18 protein-coding genes are annotated in these 17,221 nt (G+C 68.2%); 8 read left to right on the top strand and 10 right to left on the bottom strand.

Annotated elements, in window-relative coordinates; genetic code table 11:
* Positions 1 to 108: 108 nt before the first annotated feature.
* Positions 109 to 1,026: a DNA-methyltransferase gene (locus ACFQ36_RS04530; RefSeq protein WP_377011054.1), complete on the top strand. Its 918-nt coding sequence runs from the start codon at positions 109 to 111 to the stop codon at positions 1,024 to 1,026.
* Between the two features lie 106 nt (positions 1,027 to 1,132).
* On the opposite strand, the gene ACFQ36_RS04525 is transcribed toward ACFQ36_RS04530, so the two are convergent.
* Positions 1,133 to 1,999, bottom strand: a complete 867-nt coding sequence (locus ACFQ36_RS04525) for a PHP domain-containing protein (protein WP_377011052.1) — start codon at positions 1,997 to 1,999, stop codon at positions 1,133 to 1,135.
* Between the two features lie 35 nt (positions 2,000 to 2,034).
* On the opposite strand from ACFQ36_RS04525, the gene ACFQ36_RS04520 reads away from it, so the two are divergent.
* Positions 2,035 to 3,591, top strand: coding sequence for an aminopeptidase P family protein (locus ACFQ36_RS04520; protein WP_377011050.1), 1,557 nt, complete (start codon positions 2,035 to 2,037; stop codon positions 3,589 to 3,591).
* Between the two features lie 275 nt (positions 3,592 to 3,866).
* On the opposite strand, the gene ACFQ36_RS04515 is transcribed toward ACFQ36_RS04520, so the two are convergent.
* On the bottom strand, positions 3,867 to 4,676 hold the full coding sequence (locus ACFQ36_RS04515; protein WP_377011048.1) for a general stress protein: 810 nt from the start codon (positions 4,674 to 4,676) through the stop codon (positions 3,867 to 3,869).
* 139 nt (positions 4,677 to 4,815) lie between these two features.
* On the opposite strand from ACFQ36_RS04515, the gene ACFQ36_RS04510 reads away from it, so the two are divergent.
* Genes ACFQ36_RS04510 through ACFQ36_RS04500 form a run of 3 tightly spaced genes read left to right on the top strand, consistent with a single transcriptional unit; the run spans position 4,816 to position 7,870 of the window.
* On the top strand, positions 4,816 to 6,102 hold the full coding sequence (locus tag ACFQ36_RS04510; protein WP_377011046.1) for a magnesium transporter MgtE N-terminal domain-containing protein: 1,287 nt from the start codon (positions 4,816 to 4,818) through the stop codon (positions 6,100 to 6,102).
* Positions 6,095 to 6,736: a DUF1003 domain-containing protein gene (locus tag ACFQ36_RS04505; protein WP_377011044.1), complete on the top strand. Its 642-nt coding sequence runs from the start codon at positions 6,095 to 6,097 to the stop codon at positions 6,734 to 6,736. Before ACFQ36_RS04510 ends, ACFQ36_RS04505 begins: the two co-directional genes overlap by 8 nt.
* Positions 6,737 to 7,870, top strand: a complete 1,134-nt coding sequence (locus tag ACFQ36_RS04500; protein ID WP_377011042.1) for an Mrp/NBP35 family ATP-binding protein — start codon at positions 6,737 to 6,739, stop codon at positions 7,868 to 7,870.
* A gap of 72 nt (positions 7,871 to 7,942) precedes the next feature.
* On the opposite strand, the gene ACFQ36_RS04495 is transcribed toward ACFQ36_RS04500, so the two are convergent.
* From ACFQ36_RS04495 to sigE, 3 genes are read right to left on the bottom strand one after another with little or no spacing between them, the layout of a single operon-like run.
* Positions 7,943 to 8,314, bottom strand: a complete 372-nt coding sequence (locus ACFQ36_RS04495) for a sec-independent translocase (protein WP_377011040.1) — start codon at positions 8,312 to 8,314, stop codon at positions 7,943 to 7,945.
* Between the two features lie 14 nt (positions 8,315 to 8,328).
* Positions 8,329 to 9,318: an anti-sigma factor family protein gene (locus ACFQ36_RS04490; RefSeq protein WP_377011038.1), complete on the bottom strand. Its 990-nt coding sequence runs from the start codon at positions 9,316 to 9,318 to the stop codon at positions 8,329 to 8,331.
* Between the two features lie 8 nt (positions 9,319 to 9,326).
* Positions 9,327 to 9,941 carry an RNA polymerase sigma factor SigE gene (gene sigE / locus ACFQ36_RS04485; protein ID WP_377011060.1) on the bottom strand — a complete coding sequence of 205 codons (615 nt, stop codon included), beginning with the start codon at positions 9,939 to 9,941 and terminating at the stop codon, positions 9,327 to 9,329.
* Positions 9,942 to 10,272: 331 nt separating this feature from the next.
* Between sigE and ACFQ36_RS04480 the strand changes: the two genes are divergently transcribed.
* Positions 10,273 to 10,905: an O-methyltransferase gene (locus tag ACFQ36_RS04480; RefSeq protein WP_377011036.1), complete on the top strand. Its 633-nt coding sequence runs from the start codon at positions 10,273 to 10,275 to the stop codon at positions 10,903 to 10,905.
* A gap of 2 nt (positions 10,906 to 10,907) precedes the next feature.
* Here the strand turns inward: ACFQ36_RS04480 and ACFQ36_RS04475 are convergent, their stop codons facing one another.
* From ACFQ36_RS04475 to ACFQ36_RS04455, 5 genes are all read right to left on the bottom strand, one after another.
* Positions 10,908 to 12,521: a leucyl aminopeptidase family protein gene (locus ACFQ36_RS04475; RefSeq protein WP_377011034.1), complete on the bottom strand. Its 1,614-nt coding sequence runs from the start codon at positions 12,519 to 12,521 to the stop codon at positions 10,908 to 10,910.
* A 12-nt stretch (positions 12,522 to 12,533) separates the two neighbouring features.
* Positions 12,534 to 12,701, bottom strand: a complete 168-nt coding sequence (locus ACFQ36_RS04470; RefSeq protein ID WP_168485075.1) for a DUF3117 domain-containing protein — start codon at positions 12,699 to 12,701, stop codon at positions 12,534 to 12,536.
* A 197-nt stretch (positions 12,702 to 12,898) separates the two neighbouring features.
* Complete coding sequence (locus ACFQ36_RS04465) at positions 12,899 to 14,134, bottom strand: hypothetical protein (protein WP_377011032.1); 1,236 nt, start codon at positions 14,132 to 14,134, stop codon at positions 12,899 to 12,901.
* A complete protein-coding gene (locus ACFQ36_RS04460) occupies positions 14,131 to 14,508 on the bottom strand; it encodes a DivIVA domain-containing protein (protein WP_377011030.1) in 378 nt (125 codons plus the stop codon). The genes ACFQ36_RS04465 and ACFQ36_RS04460 overlap by 4 nt, the downstream gene beginning before the upstream one ends.
* 59 nt (positions 14,509 to 14,567) lie before the next feature.
* The gene (locus ACFQ36_RS04455; RefSeq protein ID WP_377011028.1) at positions 14,568 to 15,350 is read right to left on the bottom strand and encodes a TIGR00730 family Rossman fold protein; all 783 of its coding nucleotides are present in this window, start codon (positions 15,348 to 15,350) and stop codon (positions 14,568 to 14,570) included.
* 124 nt (positions 15,351 to 15,474) lie between these two features.
* On the opposite strand from ACFQ36_RS04455, the gene ACFQ36_RS04450 reads away from it, so the two are divergent.
* Both ACFQ36_RS04450 and ACFQ36_RS04445 read left to right on the top strand, forming a co-directional pair.
* Positions 15,475 to 16,230, top strand: coding sequence for an amino acid ABC transporter ATP-binding protein (locus ACFQ36_RS04450; RefSeq protein ID WP_377011025.1), 756 nt, complete (start codon positions 15,475 to 15,477; stop codon positions 16,228 to 16,230).
* Between the two features lie 123 nt (positions 16,231 to 16,353).
* The gene (locus ACFQ36_RS04445; RefSeq protein ID WP_377011058.1) at positions 16,354 to 17,205 is read left to right on the top strand and encodes a glutamate ABC transporter substrate-binding protein; all 852 of its coding nucleotides are present in this window, start codon (positions 16,354 to 16,356) and stop codon (positions 17,203 to 17,205) included.
* The last annotated feature ends 16 nt before the right edge of the window (positions 17,206 to 17,221 follow it).

Raw genomic sequence — 17,221 nt, 5'->3', positions numbered from 1 at the left:
GACGACGCCGCCGCAGCCCCGTCACCGGTGCGGCGGAGCCGGACGCGCACCCGCACCCGCCGACGCAACGGCGAGGTAGTCAACAGCCGCCAAGGCGCAGCCGAATAAATGGCTGCCGACGGTGGCGGCGGGACGGCCCGGCCGCAGTGGTCGCCGTCGGGCCGCTCGCTGGTAGTGGAGGCGGACAACGCCGCCTACCTGCCGACGCTGCCCGACGGGGCCTTCACGCTCATCTACGTGGACCCGCCGTTCAACACCGGCCGCAGCCAGCGCCGGCAGCAGACCTCCATGGTCCGCAGCGCCGAAGGCGAAGGGGACCGTGTCGGTTTCAAGGGCCGGTCCTACCGGACCATCCGGGGCATGCTCGCCAGCTACGACGACAGCTTTGAGGACTACTGGTCCTTCCTGGAGCCGCGGCTGGCCGAGGCCTGGCGGCTGCTGGCCGACGACGGCACCCTCTACCTGCACCTGGACTACCGCGAGGTGCACTACGCCAAGGTGCTGCTGGACGCCTTGTTCGGCCGCGAGTGTTTCCTGAACGAGATCATCTGGGCCTACGACTACGGGGCGCGGGCAAGGCGCCGCTGGCCGACCAAGCACGACAACATCCTGGTGTATGTGAAGAACCCGGCCGAATACCACTTCGACAACGCCGCGGTGGACCGCGAGCCGTACATGGCACCCGGACTGGTGACGCCGGAAAAGGCCGCCCGCGGCAAGCTGCCCACCGACGTCTGGTGGCACACGATCGTCTCGCCCACGGGCCGGGAGAAGACCGGCTACCCGACGCAGAAGCCCGAGGGCCTGCTGCGCCGGATTGTGGCCGCCAGCAGCCGGGAGGGCGACTGGGTGCTGGATTTCTTTGCCGGCTCCGGCACCCTCGGGGCGGTAGCTGCGGAGCTGGGTCGGCGCTTTGTCTGTGTGGACCAGAACCCGCAGGCGATCGAAATCATGCGCCGGCGGCTGGGCAAGCATGCGGACGTGGCCGGCGTCGAGCCCGAACTGCAGCAGGCAGGCCCGGCCTAAGGCCCGCCGGGCTTCTGTTGCGAAGCATCACGGCACGAAGACCATACTCCATTGATTGGCCGGGGATCTTCGGCTTGCCGAGCCGCGCGGCGCGGTGCCGCGGACGTTATCCCGCGGTGGTGTGTCCGGGCAGGAACGCCTCGGTCCCGGTACCCTCGTCGAGGATGCGGTACAGCACCTCGGCGGCGGTAACGTTCTCACCCAGCCGGTTCGGCTTGCCGGCCCCGTGGTAGTCGCTGGAGCCGGTAACGAACAGCCCGTGCTCGATCGCGAAGCGGCGCAGCCAAGTCCGCCCCTCCGGCGGGTTGTCCCGGTGGTCCGCCTCCACCCCGGCCAGGCCGGCGTCCACCATCTGGTGAAAGACCTCCTCGCCCACCACCCGTCCGCGGGCGCTGGCCACCGGGTGCGCGAAGACCGGCACTCCCCCGGCCTGCCGGACCATCTCGACGACCAGCACGGGGTCGGGCGCGTAGTGCGTGACGTAATAACGCGAGTGCGAGGTGAGGATGTGGGCGAAGGCCTCGGTGCGGTCCGCCACGACCCCCGCGGCGACCAGCGCGTCGGCAATGTGCGGCCGGCCGACGGTGGCCCCGTGGCCGACATGGGCGTGCACGTCCTCCCAGGTAATCGGGAAGTCCTCGGCCAGCAGCTCCACCATCCGCTCGGCACGGGTCAGCCGCGCGTCGCGGGCCTTGGAAATTTCCGCGAGCAGGCCCGGGTGTGCCGGGTCCTGCAGGTAGGAGAGCACATGCACGCTGATCCCTTCGGAGGTCCGGCAGGAAATCTCCATTCCGGGGACAAAGCCCAGGCCGAGATCGCGTGCGGCGGCAGCGGCGTCCGTCCAGCCCGCAGTGGTGTCATGGTCGGTGAGCGCGACGACGTCCAGACCGGCGCCGACGGCGGCCCGAACGACTTCGGCCGGGTCTTCGGTGCCGTCGGAGACCCTCGAGTGCGTGTGCAAGTCAATTCTCACACCCCCAATGTACGCCCCCGTGAGACGATGTATGGGTGAGCACAGACCAAAATCAGGACAGCCATGCCGGGGTTCAGCCGCTTCAGGAACGGGTGAACAACCGCTCCCAGCGCCCCGAATCCCAGGCGTTCAAGGATTTCATGGGCTCGGCGTGGGCCCCTGCCGGCGCTCCCGCCGTGTCCCGGGCCGAGGTGGCCGGGTATGCGGCCCGGCGCCGCCTGGCCATCTCGCGGAAGTTCCCGGGCGAGCGGATCGTGGTGCCTGCCGGGCCGTTGAAGGTCCGGTCCAACGACACCGACTACCGCTTCCGTCCGCATTCGGGCTTCGCGCACCTGACCGGACTGGGGCTGGACCACGAGCCTGACGCAGTGCTGGTGATGGAACCGGTGGATCCGGGAACCGGGGACGACGGCGGCAACCACCGGGCCACCTTGTACTTCCGCCCCCTCTCCGGCCGGGAGTCGCCGGAGTTCTACGCCAACGCCCGGTACGGTGAATTCTGGGTCGGCCCCCGGCCCACGTTGGAGAGGCTGCGGCAGCAGCTGGACCTGCCCACAGCCGGGCTGGAGGAGCTGGAGGTGGCGGTGACCAAGGACGCCGGCGTCGTGGCCATCGGCGGCCTGCGCATCCGCCTGCTGCGGGACGTGGACCTAAACGTCGATGCGCTGGTGGACACCTCGCGGATCAACACCGGCGTGGACCTGGAGGAATCCGACAACCTGGACGCCGAACTGACCGAGGCCCTCTCCGAGCTGCGCCTGCGCAAGGATGACTGGGAGATCGGCGAGTTGAAGAAGGCCGTCGCCGCCACCGTCAACGGTTTCCACGAGGTGGTCAAGGCGCTGCCGCGGGCCATGTCCCACGAACGGGGCGAGCGCGTGGTGGAAGGCGCCTTCTTCGCCCGGGCGCGCGAGGAGGGCAACGACCTCGGCTACGACACAATCGCGGCTTCGGGCAACAATGCCACCATCCTGCACTGGATCCGCAACAACGGCCGGGTCCGTTCCGGAGACCTCCTGCTGCTGGACGCCGGCGTCGAGGCGGATTCGCTGTACACCGCCGACGTGACCCGGACCATTCCGGTCAACGGCGCTTTCACGCCCATCCAGCGCAGGATCTACCAGGCAGTCCTCGACGCCGCCGATGCCGGCTTCGCGGCCGCCCGGCCCGGGGTCAGATTCCGCGACGTGCACGCCGCCGCGGTGAAGGTCCTCGCCGAGCGGCTGGACGAGTGGGGCCTGCTGCCGGTGCCGCTCAAGGTGGCGCTCTCCGAGGAAGGCCAGCACCACCGCCGATGGATGCCGCACGGCACCAGCCACCATCTGGGCCTGGATGTGCATGACTGCGCCCAGGCCCGGCGCGAGCTGTACCTGGACGGGCTGCTGGAACCGGGCATGGTCTTCACCATCGAACCCGGGCTGTACTTCAAGGCCGAGGACCTGGCCATCCCCGAGGAGTACCGCGGCATCGGCGTGCGGATCGAGGACGACATCCTGATGACTGCCGACGGCCCGGTGAACCTCAGCGCGGCCCTGCCACGCACCCCGGACGAGGTCGAATCCTGGATGGCCGGCATCTACGCCGGCGACTAAGATTGGGGCGCTCCCACAGTGTCGGCTGCGCCGCCACAGCGGGACCCCCGCGCCCCACTCTTTGGGGCGCTCCCACAGTGTCGGCTGCGCCCGTTCACGGCCACCCCGCACGCTCCGCGCACGGGGCCCCCTGGCCGTTCTCTTAGCGGGACCCCCGCGCCCCACTCTATGGGGCGCTCCCCCTCTCAGGGGCAGCCGGTACAACGGAAGAGGGAATCCCGGCCAAGTAGCGGGATCCCCTCTTCCGTTCATGCTTTGTGCGCCGCCGGCGGTCCTCAGTCCGCCTTGGGCCGGGGTTCTTCCCCGCCCTCCGGCCCCGGTTTCTGCTCCGGTGCGGCCTCGGGCGCGGACTGCTGCGGCGGAAGCCGGACGCCGAACTGCGGACGGCCGTCCGGCAGGTCCGGATAGCTGCCGTGCACCGGCACTCCGGGCGGAACCGGCTGCTCCTGCGGCGGTGCTCCCGCCCCGACTTCCTGGCCGCCGTCCCGCCCAGACTGGCTCCGGCCGAACGGGTCCTCGCCCCACTGGGCAGGCCGCTGCGGTCCCTGCGGGGGCAGGCCGTATCCTTGCGGCGGCTGCCCGTACCCGGCGGTGCCTGCCATCGGCAGCTGAGCGGCCAGCCGGCGTGCTTCGTTGGCAACCTCGGGTGCCACAATCACGTCATAGCTGGTGGCAATGACCTGGTTGGTTGAGGTGAAGTCACGCTTGCCCCGCTGCAAGGCGTAGCTGATGATGCCGAACAGCATCCAGAAGGCGGCACCCATCAACATGGAGGAGATCACCAGCCCGTAGGTCTGGGCGCTGCCGAACAGCATCAGCAGCAGGCCGACGAAGAGGCCGAACCAGGCCCCCGTGGCCGCACCGGAGAGCGCCACACGCGGGTAGCTCAGCCGGCCGGTCACGCGCTCCACCGTCTTGAGGTCGTTGCCGATGATGGAGACATGCTGTACCGGGAAGTTCTGGTCCGCCAGGTAGTCCACCACTTTCTGGGCGTCAAGATAGGACCGGTAATTGCCGATCAGCTGCCCCTGCGGCAGCGTGCGGCCCAAGTCTCGTGCATCGGAACGGCCAAGCATGCTAGACATATGCTTATTCTCCACCATTTCCGCAGGCCGGGCCGGGTTGGCGGGGGTTTATCGCTGCTGGTGAACAGCTGCCCGCTTCCCCGCCGACGCCGTTGCGCCCGGGGAACACATAAGGCCTTGGAACACGTAGCCTAATGGGGTGAGCACTTCTTCAACCCGGGTCTTTGTCGCACGCCTGCTGGGACTGGATGTTTTCGACCCCCTGGGCGACCGTCTGGGGCGGCTGCGCGACGTCGTCGTGCTTGACCGCGGGCCGGTCAAGCCGCCACTGGTTGTCGGCATCGTGGTCGAGGTTCCCGGCAAAAAACGCGTCTTTGTGCCCATGACGCGCGTGACCTCGATGGAGGCCGGACAGATTATCTGCACCGGACTGGTCAATCTGCGCCGGTTCGAGCAGCGCGGGGCCGAGATGCTGGTGGCCGCCGAACTATTCGACCGCCGTGTCATCCTGGCCGACGGCAGCGGCAGCGCCACAATCGAGGACATCGCCATGGAGCAGGCCCGCAACGGCGACTGGTACGTTTCCCAGCTCTTCGTCCGGCGCGGCCATTCGGTGTCCCCGCTGCGCAGCCTGCGCCGCAACGAGACCCTGATCGTGGACTGGAACGAGGCATACCAGGGCGGCCGGAACGAGCCCCAGGCCGCCACCACCTTCGTGGCCAGCCATGAGGACCTCAAGCCCGCCGACTTCGCCGAAGCGCTGCACGAGATGAACGACAAGCGCCGGCTCGAGGTGGCCAACGAGCTGCAGGACGAACGGCTGGCCGACGTGCTCCAGGAACTGCCGGACGATGACCAGGTCCAGATCCTCTCCTCGTTGGACCTGGAGCGCGCCGCCGACGTGCTGGAGGAAATGGACCCCGACGACGCGGCCGACCTGCTCGCGGAGCTGCCGGAGGATCAGAAGGAACAGCTGCTGCAGCTGATGGAGCCCGACGACGCGGAGGACGTCCGCCGACTGATGGAGTACGAGGAAAACACCGCCGGCTCCATCATGACCCCGGTCCCGGTCATCCTGCCCCCGGAAGCCACGGTGGCCGAGGCCCTGGCCCACGTCCGGCGCGAGGAGCTGACCCCGGCGCTGGCTTCGGCCATCTTTGTCTGCCGGCCGCCGCTGGAGACGCCCACGGGCCGGTACCTCGGCGTCGTCCATATCCAGCAGCTGCTGCGCTATCCGCCGCCGGAGGCCTTGGGCAATATCGTGGATACGGACCTGGAACCGGTCTCCGACCACGCGGCGGTCAGCGAGGTGGCGCGGATGCTGGCCACCTACAACCTCAACGCGGTCGCCGTGGTCAACGACGCCGGCCGGCTGGTCGGTGCGGTGACCGTCGACGACGTGCTGGACCAGCTGCTGCCCGAAGACTGGCGCGCCCAGGAGGAAGAACCGCCGCAGAGCATGACTGGAGGTGCACGCCGTGGCTGAAACCAAGACCAGGATCGGAGCCCTGGACACCCCGCTCGAGGCCCGTGCGCGGCTGCTGCCGCGGCTGACCCCGAACCCTGATGCCTTTGGCAAGGCCACCGAGAAGTTCGCCCGGTTCATGGGCACACCGCAGTTCCTGATGTGGATGACCGTCTTCTGCGCTCTCTGGCTGGCCTGGAACACCTTCGGCCCCGAGTCGTTGCGCTTCGACAGCGCGGCGCTGGGCTTCACCGCGCTGACCCTGATGCTCTCGCTGCAGGCCTCCTACGCCGCGCCGCTGCTGCTGCTGGCACAAAACCGGCAGGACGACCGGGACAAGGTGTCACTGCAGCAGGACCGCCAGCGGGCCGAACGCAACCTCGCCGACACCGAATACCTCACCCGTGAACTGGCCGCCCTGCGGATCGCGCTGCGCGAGGTCGCCACCCGCGACTTCGTCCGCAGCGAACTGCGCAGCGTCCTCGAGGAGCTGCTCGAGGAGGACCACGAGCAGCAGCGTCCGGTGCGCAGGGTCAGGAAGAAGAAGCCGTCGGACACCACCATGGCCCTGCCCCGGGTCACGGCCCCGGCCCCGGCGGACCGTCCGGCACACCGCCGGGACGCCTCCGGCAGGGTCGCAGGATCGGAACAGTAGATGGTGGCCATGGTTGACGAGAATTCGCTGCGCGAGGCGCTGGCCACGGTCATGGACCCGGAGCTGAGGCGGCCGATCGCCGAGCTGGGGATGCTCAAGGGCATCCGGATCGACGACGCCGGGAACGTCACCGTCCAGGTGCTGCTCACCATCGCCGGCTGCCCGCTGCGCGGGACCATCGCCGGCGACGTTGAACGGGCCCTGGCCGCGGTGCCAGGCACGTCCTCGGTGTCCGTGGAACTGGAGGTCATGACGGCCGAGGAACGCCAGGCGCTCAAGGACCGGCTGCGCGGGCCCGGAGCAGCCCGGGGCATCCCCTTCAATGAGCCTTCATCGCTGACCCGCGTCTACGCCGTCGCCAGCGGGAAGGGCGGTGTGGGCAAGTCCAGCATCACCGTCAACCTGGCCTGCGCCCTGGCTGCGCGGGGGCTGCGGGTGGGTATCATCGATGCGGACGTCCACGGTTTTTCCGTGCCCGGCCTGCTGGGCATCGCGCAGGCTCCCACGCGGGTGGACGAGATGATCCTGCCGCCGGTTGCCTACGGGGTGAAGGCCATCTCGATCGGAATGTTCGTCAGCGGAAACCAGCCGGTTGCCTGGCGCGGGCCGATGCTGCACCGCGCACTGGAGCAGTTCCTGACGGACGTGTACTTCGGCGATCTGGACGCCCTGTTCCTGGACCTGCCGCCCGGCACCGGGGACGTGGCCATCTCGGTGGCGCAACTGCTGCCGCGGTCCGAGATCCTGGTGGTCACGACACCGCAGGCCGCAGCCGCGGAGGTCGCCGAGCGGGCCGGTTCCATTGCGGCGCAGACCGGCCAGCAGGTGGCCGGCGTCATAGAGAACATGTCCTGGCTCGAACTTGAGGATGGCACCCGGATGGACGTCTTCGGCTCCGGGGGTGGCGCCGCCGTGGCCGAACGCCTGGGCACGGCCCTCGGCACATCGATCCCGCTGCTGGGCAGCATCCCCTTGGAACCCCGGCTGCGCGAGGGCGGGGACACCGGCCGGCCGATCGTGCTCTCCGACCAGGCTTCGGCCGCCGCCGAGGCACTGCGCGGCATCGGCGCGGCGCTCGTCTCCAAACCCCGGGGCCTGGCCGGGCGGCCGCTGGGAGTCACGCCCAGCACCTAAGAGATTGGGGCAGGCCCTATCGGGTCGCCCCGATTGGGCAGGCCCTTGGTACCGGCGATGCCGGCGGGGATTCTAGGTGGCTTCGGGATCGAAGGGTGCGGGGGTGCCGGGTTCCAGGCGCTCCACGGGCCTGGCCGCCGCCACGGCTGCCGCACCCGCGGCTGCGGAGGCCGCGCGCACCGGGGCGCCGTCGTCGTCCATCAGGGCCTCGCGGATAATCCGGCGCGGATCGTACTGGCGGGGATCCAGCTTGCGCCAGTCCATGTCCACGATCTCGTCGCCGACTTCCTCGCGCAACTGCTCCTTGGCTCCGGCTGCCATGGTGCGCAACTGCCTGACAAACCGGCCCAGCTGCGCGGCGTATTCGGGCAGACGCTCGGGACCGAGCACGATTACGGCGATGACCGCAAGAATGATCAGTTCCGATCCATTGATTCCGAACACCTTTGAAGGTTACCTCACGGCCGGGCCGGCTGGATCATCATGCCCAGGCCGCGGACAATCCGGCTGATCGGGTCATTGTCAGCGGTCGTACGCGGCAGCATGAGCCGGGATTTCTCCGTTACCACCACCTGGTTCACCGTTTCCGGCAGCTCGGAGACCGGCAGGTCGGACCACACGGTGTAGGTGACGTGCTTCGAGTCCAGCACGACGGTCCAGCCGTCCGAGGCCAGCACCCACATTTGCCGGTCCATCCCGTCCACCTGCCAGAAGCCGTCCTGGGTCACCGTGTGACCGGTCAGACCATTGACCGGCTTCTCCGCGGACACGGTCTCCAGCTCGGACCCGGCCATGTCTTCGACGCCGCGGCGCTCCTCGACGACGATGATGTTGTCGGTGCCGTTGGTCAGCTTGATCCGTACCGCCGGATAGCCATCCACTGTCGTGCCCGTGGCCGAGACCAGGCGGTAACCGAGTGCGCCAAACTGGGGGCAGTTCCACCCCTCGCTGCGCAGCTGGCGCAGGTCATCCTGGTCCAGCGAAGCCGATGCGATCAGCCCGCTGGCCGGCTTGATACCGTTGGCGGACCAAACGGAGGCCAGGGACGGAGCGCGTCCGGCCACCAGCTCTTCTTCGCCGCCGAGTATGTAGGCGCCGGCGATGGTCAGGACGGAGGCGCCGGCCAGCACGGCCGAAGCGGTCAGTGCCACCCGGCGCGCGGCGGACTTAGCGGACGGGTCGCCTGTGGCTGCGGCCGGAACGGCCGGCGGCGCCGGCGGGTACGGGCGCTCCGAGGCTATCGGGCTTTCACGCAGAATACGGTTGGCCAGATCCGGCCGGGGTGCCGGCACGTCCAGCGAACGCAGCCGTTCCTGGATATGGCGCTGCCCGTCGACGATTTCACGGCAGCGTGCACATCGCTCCAGATGGCGTTCGAGCACGAGCCTCCGGTCGTCCGGCAGCTCACCGTCCAGGAACTCACCTAACTCACGTACGGGGTGACGCATGGCAGATCTCAGTGGGCACCAGCTACACGGGGTAGTTTCAACCGGGGGGGCCGCTTGGCGGCGGGATCACGGTGAGCGAGCTTCTCGCGAAGCATGGTCCGCCCCCGGTGGATCCGCGAACGCACGGTGCCAAGCTTAACCCCCAGCGCTTCGGCCACCTCGTCATATGAGAGGCCTTCCAGATCGCACAGCACAACTGCCGCCCGGAAGTCCGGCGGCAGTTCCTCCAGCGCGGCCTGGATGTCAACATCGAGGTTGTTGAATTCAAAGCTGCGTTCGGGTCCGGGCTCCTTGCCGGGAATGCGTGCTTCCGCATCCTCGCTGAAACCGTCAAACCGGATCCGGCTCCGCCGCCGTGCCTGATCCAGGAACAGATTGGTGGTAATGCGGTGCAGCCAGCCGTCGAGGGTGCCGGGCTTGAAATTCTCCAGGGCGCGGAAGACGCGGACGAAGACTTCCTGAGTCAGGTCCTCGGCGTCGTGCCGGTTACCAGTGAGCCGGAACGCGAGGCGGTAGACCTTTGCCGAGTGATCGGTCACGACTTCTTCCCAGGTGGGCCTGACCCATTCCTGGTCGCCGTCGGCGGGACTTTTCCGCCCGGCTCGCTGGCGTAGCTGTGACATCGTCACTCCCCTCCAAGCTATCGCCGCCGGCTGCAGGTGATAGCCGTTATGTTGTCCGGAAACCTATCCTGCTATAGCAAGCTGTGAGAACTCTGCAAACCGCCTGAATAAACGCTTCTACTGGCATCTTGCGGCCTGGCGCCGCCGGCTGCAAGGCCACATGGCTGCAGGGACCGGATTACGTCCCCGAAGGCAGTAGGCTTGACTATGACTTTTGCCACCGGTCCGGGAAGGACATATCGCCTGCCGGCGGCACCCCTGGACCGCAGCCATCCACTGCATCCAACAGCTTTCAGCAGCATTCCGCCGTCATAAGAGGGAGCGATTCCGCATGAGCGCCGACAAGCAGACCAGCTGGTCCTACACGGAGGGCCTGCCCACCGAGGACGAGGTCATGCTGCGCGCCCGCGAGCGCTCCTTCGAACTCGGGGTCACCAGCATCAGCCCCGGCGTGGCGGCAGCCCTGACCGTCCTGGCGGCCGGCACAAAGGCCCACACCGCCGTCGAAATCGGCTCCGGCGCCGGGGTTTCCGGCGTATGCCTGCTGCGCGGGCTTCCGGAAACCGCGGTCCTGACCACCATTGACTGCGACGTGGACCATCTGCGGGCCGCACGGGAGGCCTTCCACGACGCCGGCATCCCCGGCAACCGGACCCGGACCATTTCCGGCCGCGCCGCGGATGTGCTGCCCCGGCTGACCGACAATGCCTACGACCTGGTATTCATCGATGCAGACAAGCCGTCCTACCTGAATTACGTGGAGCAGGCCGTCCGGCTGCTCAAGCGCGGCGGCACCTTGATCATCAATGACGCGCTCGACCAGGACCGGGTCTCGGATCCGGCCATCCGGGACGAAACCACGACCACGCTGCGCAAGGTGGGCAAGGCCGTGCGCGCCAACAAGCAGCTCGTCTCGACCATCCTGCCCACCGGCAACGGCCTGCTCGTAGCGGTCAAGAAATAGCGTCAGGACAGTCCCCGCAGGAACGCCAGCAGCAGCCGCGCGCCGTAGCCGGTGGCCCCCTTGGTCACCTCGGCTTCGTCCGCGTCGGCCCGGGCCGGGCCGGCGATATCCAGGTGAACCCACGGGGTATCCGCCACGAATTCCTTCAGGAACAGCGCGGCCGTGATGGATCCGGCACCCACCTTGGAGGCAGCGGAGGCGATGTGTGAAATGTCCGCCACGGTGGACTCCAGCGCGAAACCGTACTCCTCTTGGACCTCGGCCAGGGGCATCTGCCAGATGCGTTCCCCGCTGCCGGCCGCTGCCGCTTCAAACGCGGTAACCAACTCCGGGGTGTTCGAGTACAGGGCCGCGTGCCGCCGTCCAAGTCCGAGCGAGGCGGCGCCGGTCAGCGTGGCGATATCCACGAGCACGTCCGGATCCAATCGGTCAACCGCATAGGCCAGCGCATCCGAGAGGACCATCCGGCCCTCGGCGTCGGTGTTGCCGATTTCCACCGTGGTGCCGCCGTAGACCGTGACCACGTCCCCCGGACGGTAGGCCCCTGCGCCGATGGCGTTTTCGGCCAGCGGCAACAGGCCGGTGACGCGGTGGCCCAGGCCCAGCTCGGCCGCCGCCGCCAGCACCGCAAGCACAACGCCGGCGCCGGCCATGTCCGTCTTCATCGGCACCATGGCTTCGCGCGGCTTCAGCGACACTCCCCCGGTATCGAATGTGATGCCCTTGCCGACCAGGACGACGTGGCGGCCGCTGCCGGCCGCGACGGGAGTGTAGCTCAACTCGACCAGGCGCGGTGTGCTGGCCGACCCGCCGCCGACGGCAAGGATTCCGCCGAAGCCCTCACGCGCCAGGTCCTGCTCGTCCCGGATCCTGATCTGAAGTCCGGCCCCGGCAGCCAGCCGGGCGGCCTGGGCTGCCATCCAGCCGGGGTTTTTCACATTCGACGGCATGTTCGCCAGATTCCGCGCGAGCCGGACGGCCTTGGCCGTGCTGGCCGCGCGCCGCAGCACCTCGGCCGAGGCGCCGGTCAGTTCCAGCGCCGAGGCCATCGGCTTCGGCCCGCTGCCCAGTCCCGCCCGGGGCGGCCGGTAGCCGCCCAGCAGGAAGCCTTCCACAAAGGCCCACTGCAGCGTTTCCGGAAGGCCGTCCACCACACTCGAACGCACCACCCCCAGCCCCGCGGTGGCCTTGGCCAGTGCGGCCCCTGCCGCCCGCAGACTGCCAACCGACTCGTCTCCCACGCCGAGGAAAATCAGCCGCTGCGGCAGCCCGGCAGCGCCCCCGGTGCGGTGGGCCGGCGCCGCCATGGTCAGGATGTCACCGGCCTTGCCGGTCACCGAGCTGACCTCGGCCCAAGCGGTCACATCGGCCTCGAAGCTGACCGCAGCCTCCGCCGCACCGCGCCGAGGCTGGGGCGTACCCCGGGGACCCGCACCGTTGTCGGGAAGGGCAGCGACGGGGACCACCACCGCGGCCACTTCCCCCGCGCCGTCGGCCAGCGAGGCGCCCCGGGGCAAGCCGGGCAAGGCGGACAGGAGGGTGGGCAGCGGCGCGGTCAGCGCCGCCTCAAGGGCCTGCTCCGTCCGTTCCCCGGGCGTTGCTCCATGCTGGCTCACCGGATGCGGCCCCTACTGCGTCACGTCGAGCAGGCAGTCCTTGAGGTGCCCGGCTTCTTCGGCGTTCATTTCCAGCACCAGGCGGCCGCCGCCGTCGATGGGCACACGCAGGATCAAGCTGCGCCCCTCCTTGGTGACTTCCATCGGTCCGTCACCGGTACGCGGTTTCATCGCAGCCATCTGGAATTTCCCTTTCCGCCGTGGGCCTGGCCGGCCGCGGACCACCCGCGGCCGGCCAGGCCCCTCAAACATCACGGACGCGGCCCGGGCCTAGCCCCGGCCGTGCCTTCACCGTTTCACATTATCGTCCACATCACACATTGGGGCGAATTGTGCCCAAACACACCCGCTCGTATCGGCGCGGGCATCCCTGCAGGTCACGGCGGATAGTCGCCTCCGCCGGGAAGCTGCGCCCAGGACCAAAGCCAGGTCACCCACACGATCTGGCCGGCCAGGAACATCAGGAGCAGGCACACCCGGTAGGCCCTGCTGCGGGACACCAAGGCAGCCGCCAGCGCCAGCGGAAACAGTGGCAGCAGCATGCGGAAGGTGCTGGTCTGGGGATGCAGGAAAGCAAAGAGGTAGAGGCCGTAGCTGGCGCACCACAGCCGCAGCACCGGTCCCAGCCGGCGGACGGGCCCGGACACCAGGCACAGTGCCGCGGCCGCTGCCAGCACCAGCGGCGCCAGGATACCTCCGACCGGGCCGAACAGGCGGGTTCCCATGTCGAACCAGGGCTTGAAAAGGACCAGGTTCCCGCCGCGCCATGCCATCTCGGTGTCGGTGTAGGCCCGCAAATCTCCGGTGGCTGCCCAGGCGAGCACGGGCCAGGCCAGTGCCGCCACGCAGCTGACCAGGGCCAGCGCCGCCAGCCGGGCGAACTCCGCTGCCGGCATCGGATCACGTTCACGCCGCCGGATCCGCCACAGCAGCTGCAAGCCCACCATGGCAGCAAAGGGCACCCCGACCGGACGGGACAGGCACATCAGCACCACCACGGGCAGGGCCGCAAGGTACCGGCGCCGCACCATCAGGTAAAGGCCGGCGGCCAGCAGCGCCAGGTTCAGGGACTCGGCATAGGGCACCTGGAGGATGGGCGAAACAGGAAAGGCCGAGACGAACACCACGCCCCACAGGGACGGCGCATGTCCGGCAAACTGCCGGAAGAGCTTGTACACCAGCAGCACTGCCACAAATCCTGCGGCCGTGGCCAGCAGCGGGGCCAGCACCCGCCATTCCAGCCCGGTCAGTGCGTTCCCGGCCCGGACAAGCGCGGGAAACAATGCGTAGAAGGCCCACGGGTTTTCCAACGCCCTGCCGTCAGCACCGCGCGGTATCTGTGCCGGATAGCCCTCACGGTAGATCCGCTCGTACCAGGCGCTGTCCCAGATACCGATGAAGTCCAGATAGCCCGGGCGTGCCGGACCCCAGGGGCTGGGACCCTGGTGCCGGGCAACGGCTAGGAAAACGAGCAGGGAGAAGACCCGGGCAAGCGCATAAACCCCGCACACCTGCGCCCACCATGGCCAGCGGGCGGCGCGGAGCTGCCAATTCCGCAGTCCGGAGGCGAGCACCGTCTGCAGGCCCGCCGGAGGTTGTCCGAGTCCTGTCATTGGTCCGCATCTCCCGGGGCAGCCTCCGGTTCCGGGGCCCCGCCGGTCCTGGCCAGCGCCCGGATCAGGGCCTCCTTGGCGGCGAGCTCCGCGCGCAGTGCGTCCAGCACCTGGTCCACCTGGTCCATGCGGTAACCGCGCAGGGCAACCGAGAACCTCACGCTGTCAATGTCCTCGGACCGCGGATGCTCCGGCAGCAGGACCGCCGGCAGCCTCGCTTCGTGCTCGCTCAATCCGCCTAATGCGTCCACCTCGCCGCGGCGCCAGTTGTTCCCGGGCTGCATGCTTCGGCTTCTTCCGGGGATCCTCCCGGCGGCGGCGGCCGCCGCGACACCGGCAACGGCAATGGCCAGGAAGACGAGGAAGAAGCTCACTCCACCATCGTGCCAGATCCCGGACCAGGCCTCCCGACGCCAGTTCCGTGTCCCGGGCATCAGGGGCGGGGCAGGGACCCGACGCCGTCGACAATCTTCTCGACGGCGTCCTCCGCCGTGTCCACCAGGTGCACCAGGGACAGGTCCTGCTCGGAAATCATGCCCTCGCCCAGCAGCGTGGAGTGCACCCAGTCCATCAGCGGGGACCAGAAGGAGGAGCCGACCAGCACGATCGGGAACGAGGTGACCTTTTCCGTCTGGACCAGCACCATGGCTTCGAAGAGCTCGTCCATGGTCCCCAGCCCGCCAGGCAGCACCACGAATCCCTGCGCGTACTTGACGAACATGGTCTTGCGCGCGAAGAAGTAGCGGAAATTGATGCCCAGGTCCACCCATTCGTTCAGGCCCTGTTCGAACGGCAGTTCGATGCCCAGTCCCACGGACAGGCCGCCGGCCTCGCTGGCGCCCTTGTTGGCCGCCTCCATGGAGCCGGGTCCTCCGCCGGTAATAACTGCGAAGTTACTCTGGACCAGCAACCTGCCCACGGCTTCGGCGAGCGCATAGTTCTCCGTCCGGCGCTTGGTCCGGGCCGAACCGAACACACTGATGGCCGGGCCCAGGTCTGCCAGTGTGCCAAACCCTTCCACGAACTCGCTCTGGATGCGCAGCACCCGCCATGGGTCGGTGTGCGTGAAGCCGGCCTGGTCGCGTGTATCGAGCAGGTACTGGTCCGCCTGCGGAATATCTGCCTGGGCACGCCGCAGCTCCACTGCGCCCTTGTACCGCGTCTTCAAAGCCATTGGCAGTTCGGACGGCAGCGGGATCCCTGACTGATTGTTCATGTCCCAAGGCTACTCACCGTCGCAATACCGGCGGTTGCGGGCCAGGTTTCGCTTGAGTCACGATTACATCCTGCCGGGCATGCCGGGTATGGTGCCCGCGTGCAGTCCTCGCTAGATTCAGTCCATGACTACTGAACCGGCAGTCCGCCCGCTGGTGGCCCTGAAGAATGTCAACAAGCACTTCGGCGCCCTCCATGTGCTGCAGAACATCAACCTCGAGGTGTCCAAGGGGGAGGTCGTCGTCGTCATCGGGCCGTCCGGCTCCGGCAAATCCACCCTGTGCCGGGCGATCAACCGGCTGGAAACCATCGACGACGGCGAAATCCTCATCGACGGCAAGCGCCTGCCGTCCGAGGGCAAAGAGCTGGCCGGCCTGCGGGCGGACGTAGGCATGGTTTTCCAGTCCTTCAACCTCTTCGCCCACAAGACCATCCTGGAGAACGTCACCCTTGGCCCGGTCAAGGTCAAAAAGATGAAACCGGATGCGGCCAAGGAACTGGCCATGGGCCTGCTGGAGCGCGTCGGCGTCGCCAACCAGGCGCAAAAGCTGCCGGCCCAGCTCTCCGGCGGCCAGCAGCAGCGCGTCGCCATCGCCCGCGCCCTGGCCATGAAGCCCAAGGTCATGCTCTTTGACGAGCCCACTTCCGCACTGGACCCGGAAATGATCAACGAGGTGCTGGACACCATGATCGAACTGGCCAGGGAGGGTATGACCATGATCGTCATCACCCACGAAATGGGCTTTGCCCGCAAGGCCGCGGACCGTGTCATCTTCATGGCGGACGGCCAGATCGTCGAGCAGGCCACGCCGCACGAGTTCTTCACCAGCCCGCGCAGCGATCGGGCCAAGGACTTCCTTGGCAAGATCCTGGAGCACTAGGGAGCGGGACAGGCCCCAGCGCGCCACGCAGGGACCTGCCTGCCCGCTCCCCGAACCAGACCAACCCCAGGTTCTTCAACCGGAGGAACCACCACCCGAGGAGGAAACATGCGAAAACCCCGCATCCGAAAACCCCGCATCGCCCTGGCTGCCATGGCCGTTACCGCCACGCTGGCCCTGTCGGCCTGCGGAGGCGGAGGCGGCGGCGAAGGCGGCAGCGCGCAGGGAGGCGGTGGCACCAGCGACACCATCCGCATTGGGATCAAGTTCGACCAGCCCGGCCTCGGATTCAAGAACGGCGACCAGTACACCGGTTTCGACGTGGACGTGGCCAAGTACGTGGCCAAGGAACTGGGCTATCCCGAGGACAAGATCGATTGGGTTTCCGCCCCCTCCGCCAACCGCGAGACCATGCTCCAGAACGGCCAGGTGGACATGATCTTCGCCACCTATTCCATCACCGACACCCGCAAGAAGGTGGTGGACTTCGCCGGGCCGTACTTCGTCGCGGGCCAGGACCTGCTGGTGCCCAAGGACAACACGGACATCACCGGCCCGAAAAGCCTGAACGGCAAGAACCTGTGCTCGGTGACCGGCTCCACGTCGGCCCAGCGGGTCAAGGACGAGTACGCCTCGGGCGTGAACCTGCTGGAGCAGCCCGGCTATGCCGAATGCGTCACCGCCATGGAGGGCGGCCAGATCGACGCGGTGACCACGGACGACATCATCCTGGCCGGGTTGGCGGCCCAGCCTGCCTACCAAGGCAAGTTCAAGCTGGTCGGCAAGCCGTTCTCCGAAGAGGACTACGGCGTGGGCATCCCGAAGGGGAGCGACCGGTGCGAGGCCATCAATGACGCGATCTCCAAGATGATCAAGGACGGTTCCTGGGAGAAAGCGCTGGATGCGAACACCAAAGGCACCGGCTACAAACCCAATGCAAAGCTCAATCCGCCCACTCCGGCTCCCTGCGCCTGACCAGCACGGCGGCGGT

The sequence above is a fragment of the Arthrobacter sp. GCM10027362 genome, assembly GCF_042679445.1.
In the GTDB taxonomy this organism is placed as follows: domain Bacteria; phylum Actinomycetota; class Actinomycetes; order Actinomycetales; family Micrococcaceae; genus Crystallibacter.
Note: the sequence above shows the minus strand (reverse complement) of the source record. Positions and strands in the feature narration are given on the sequence as shown.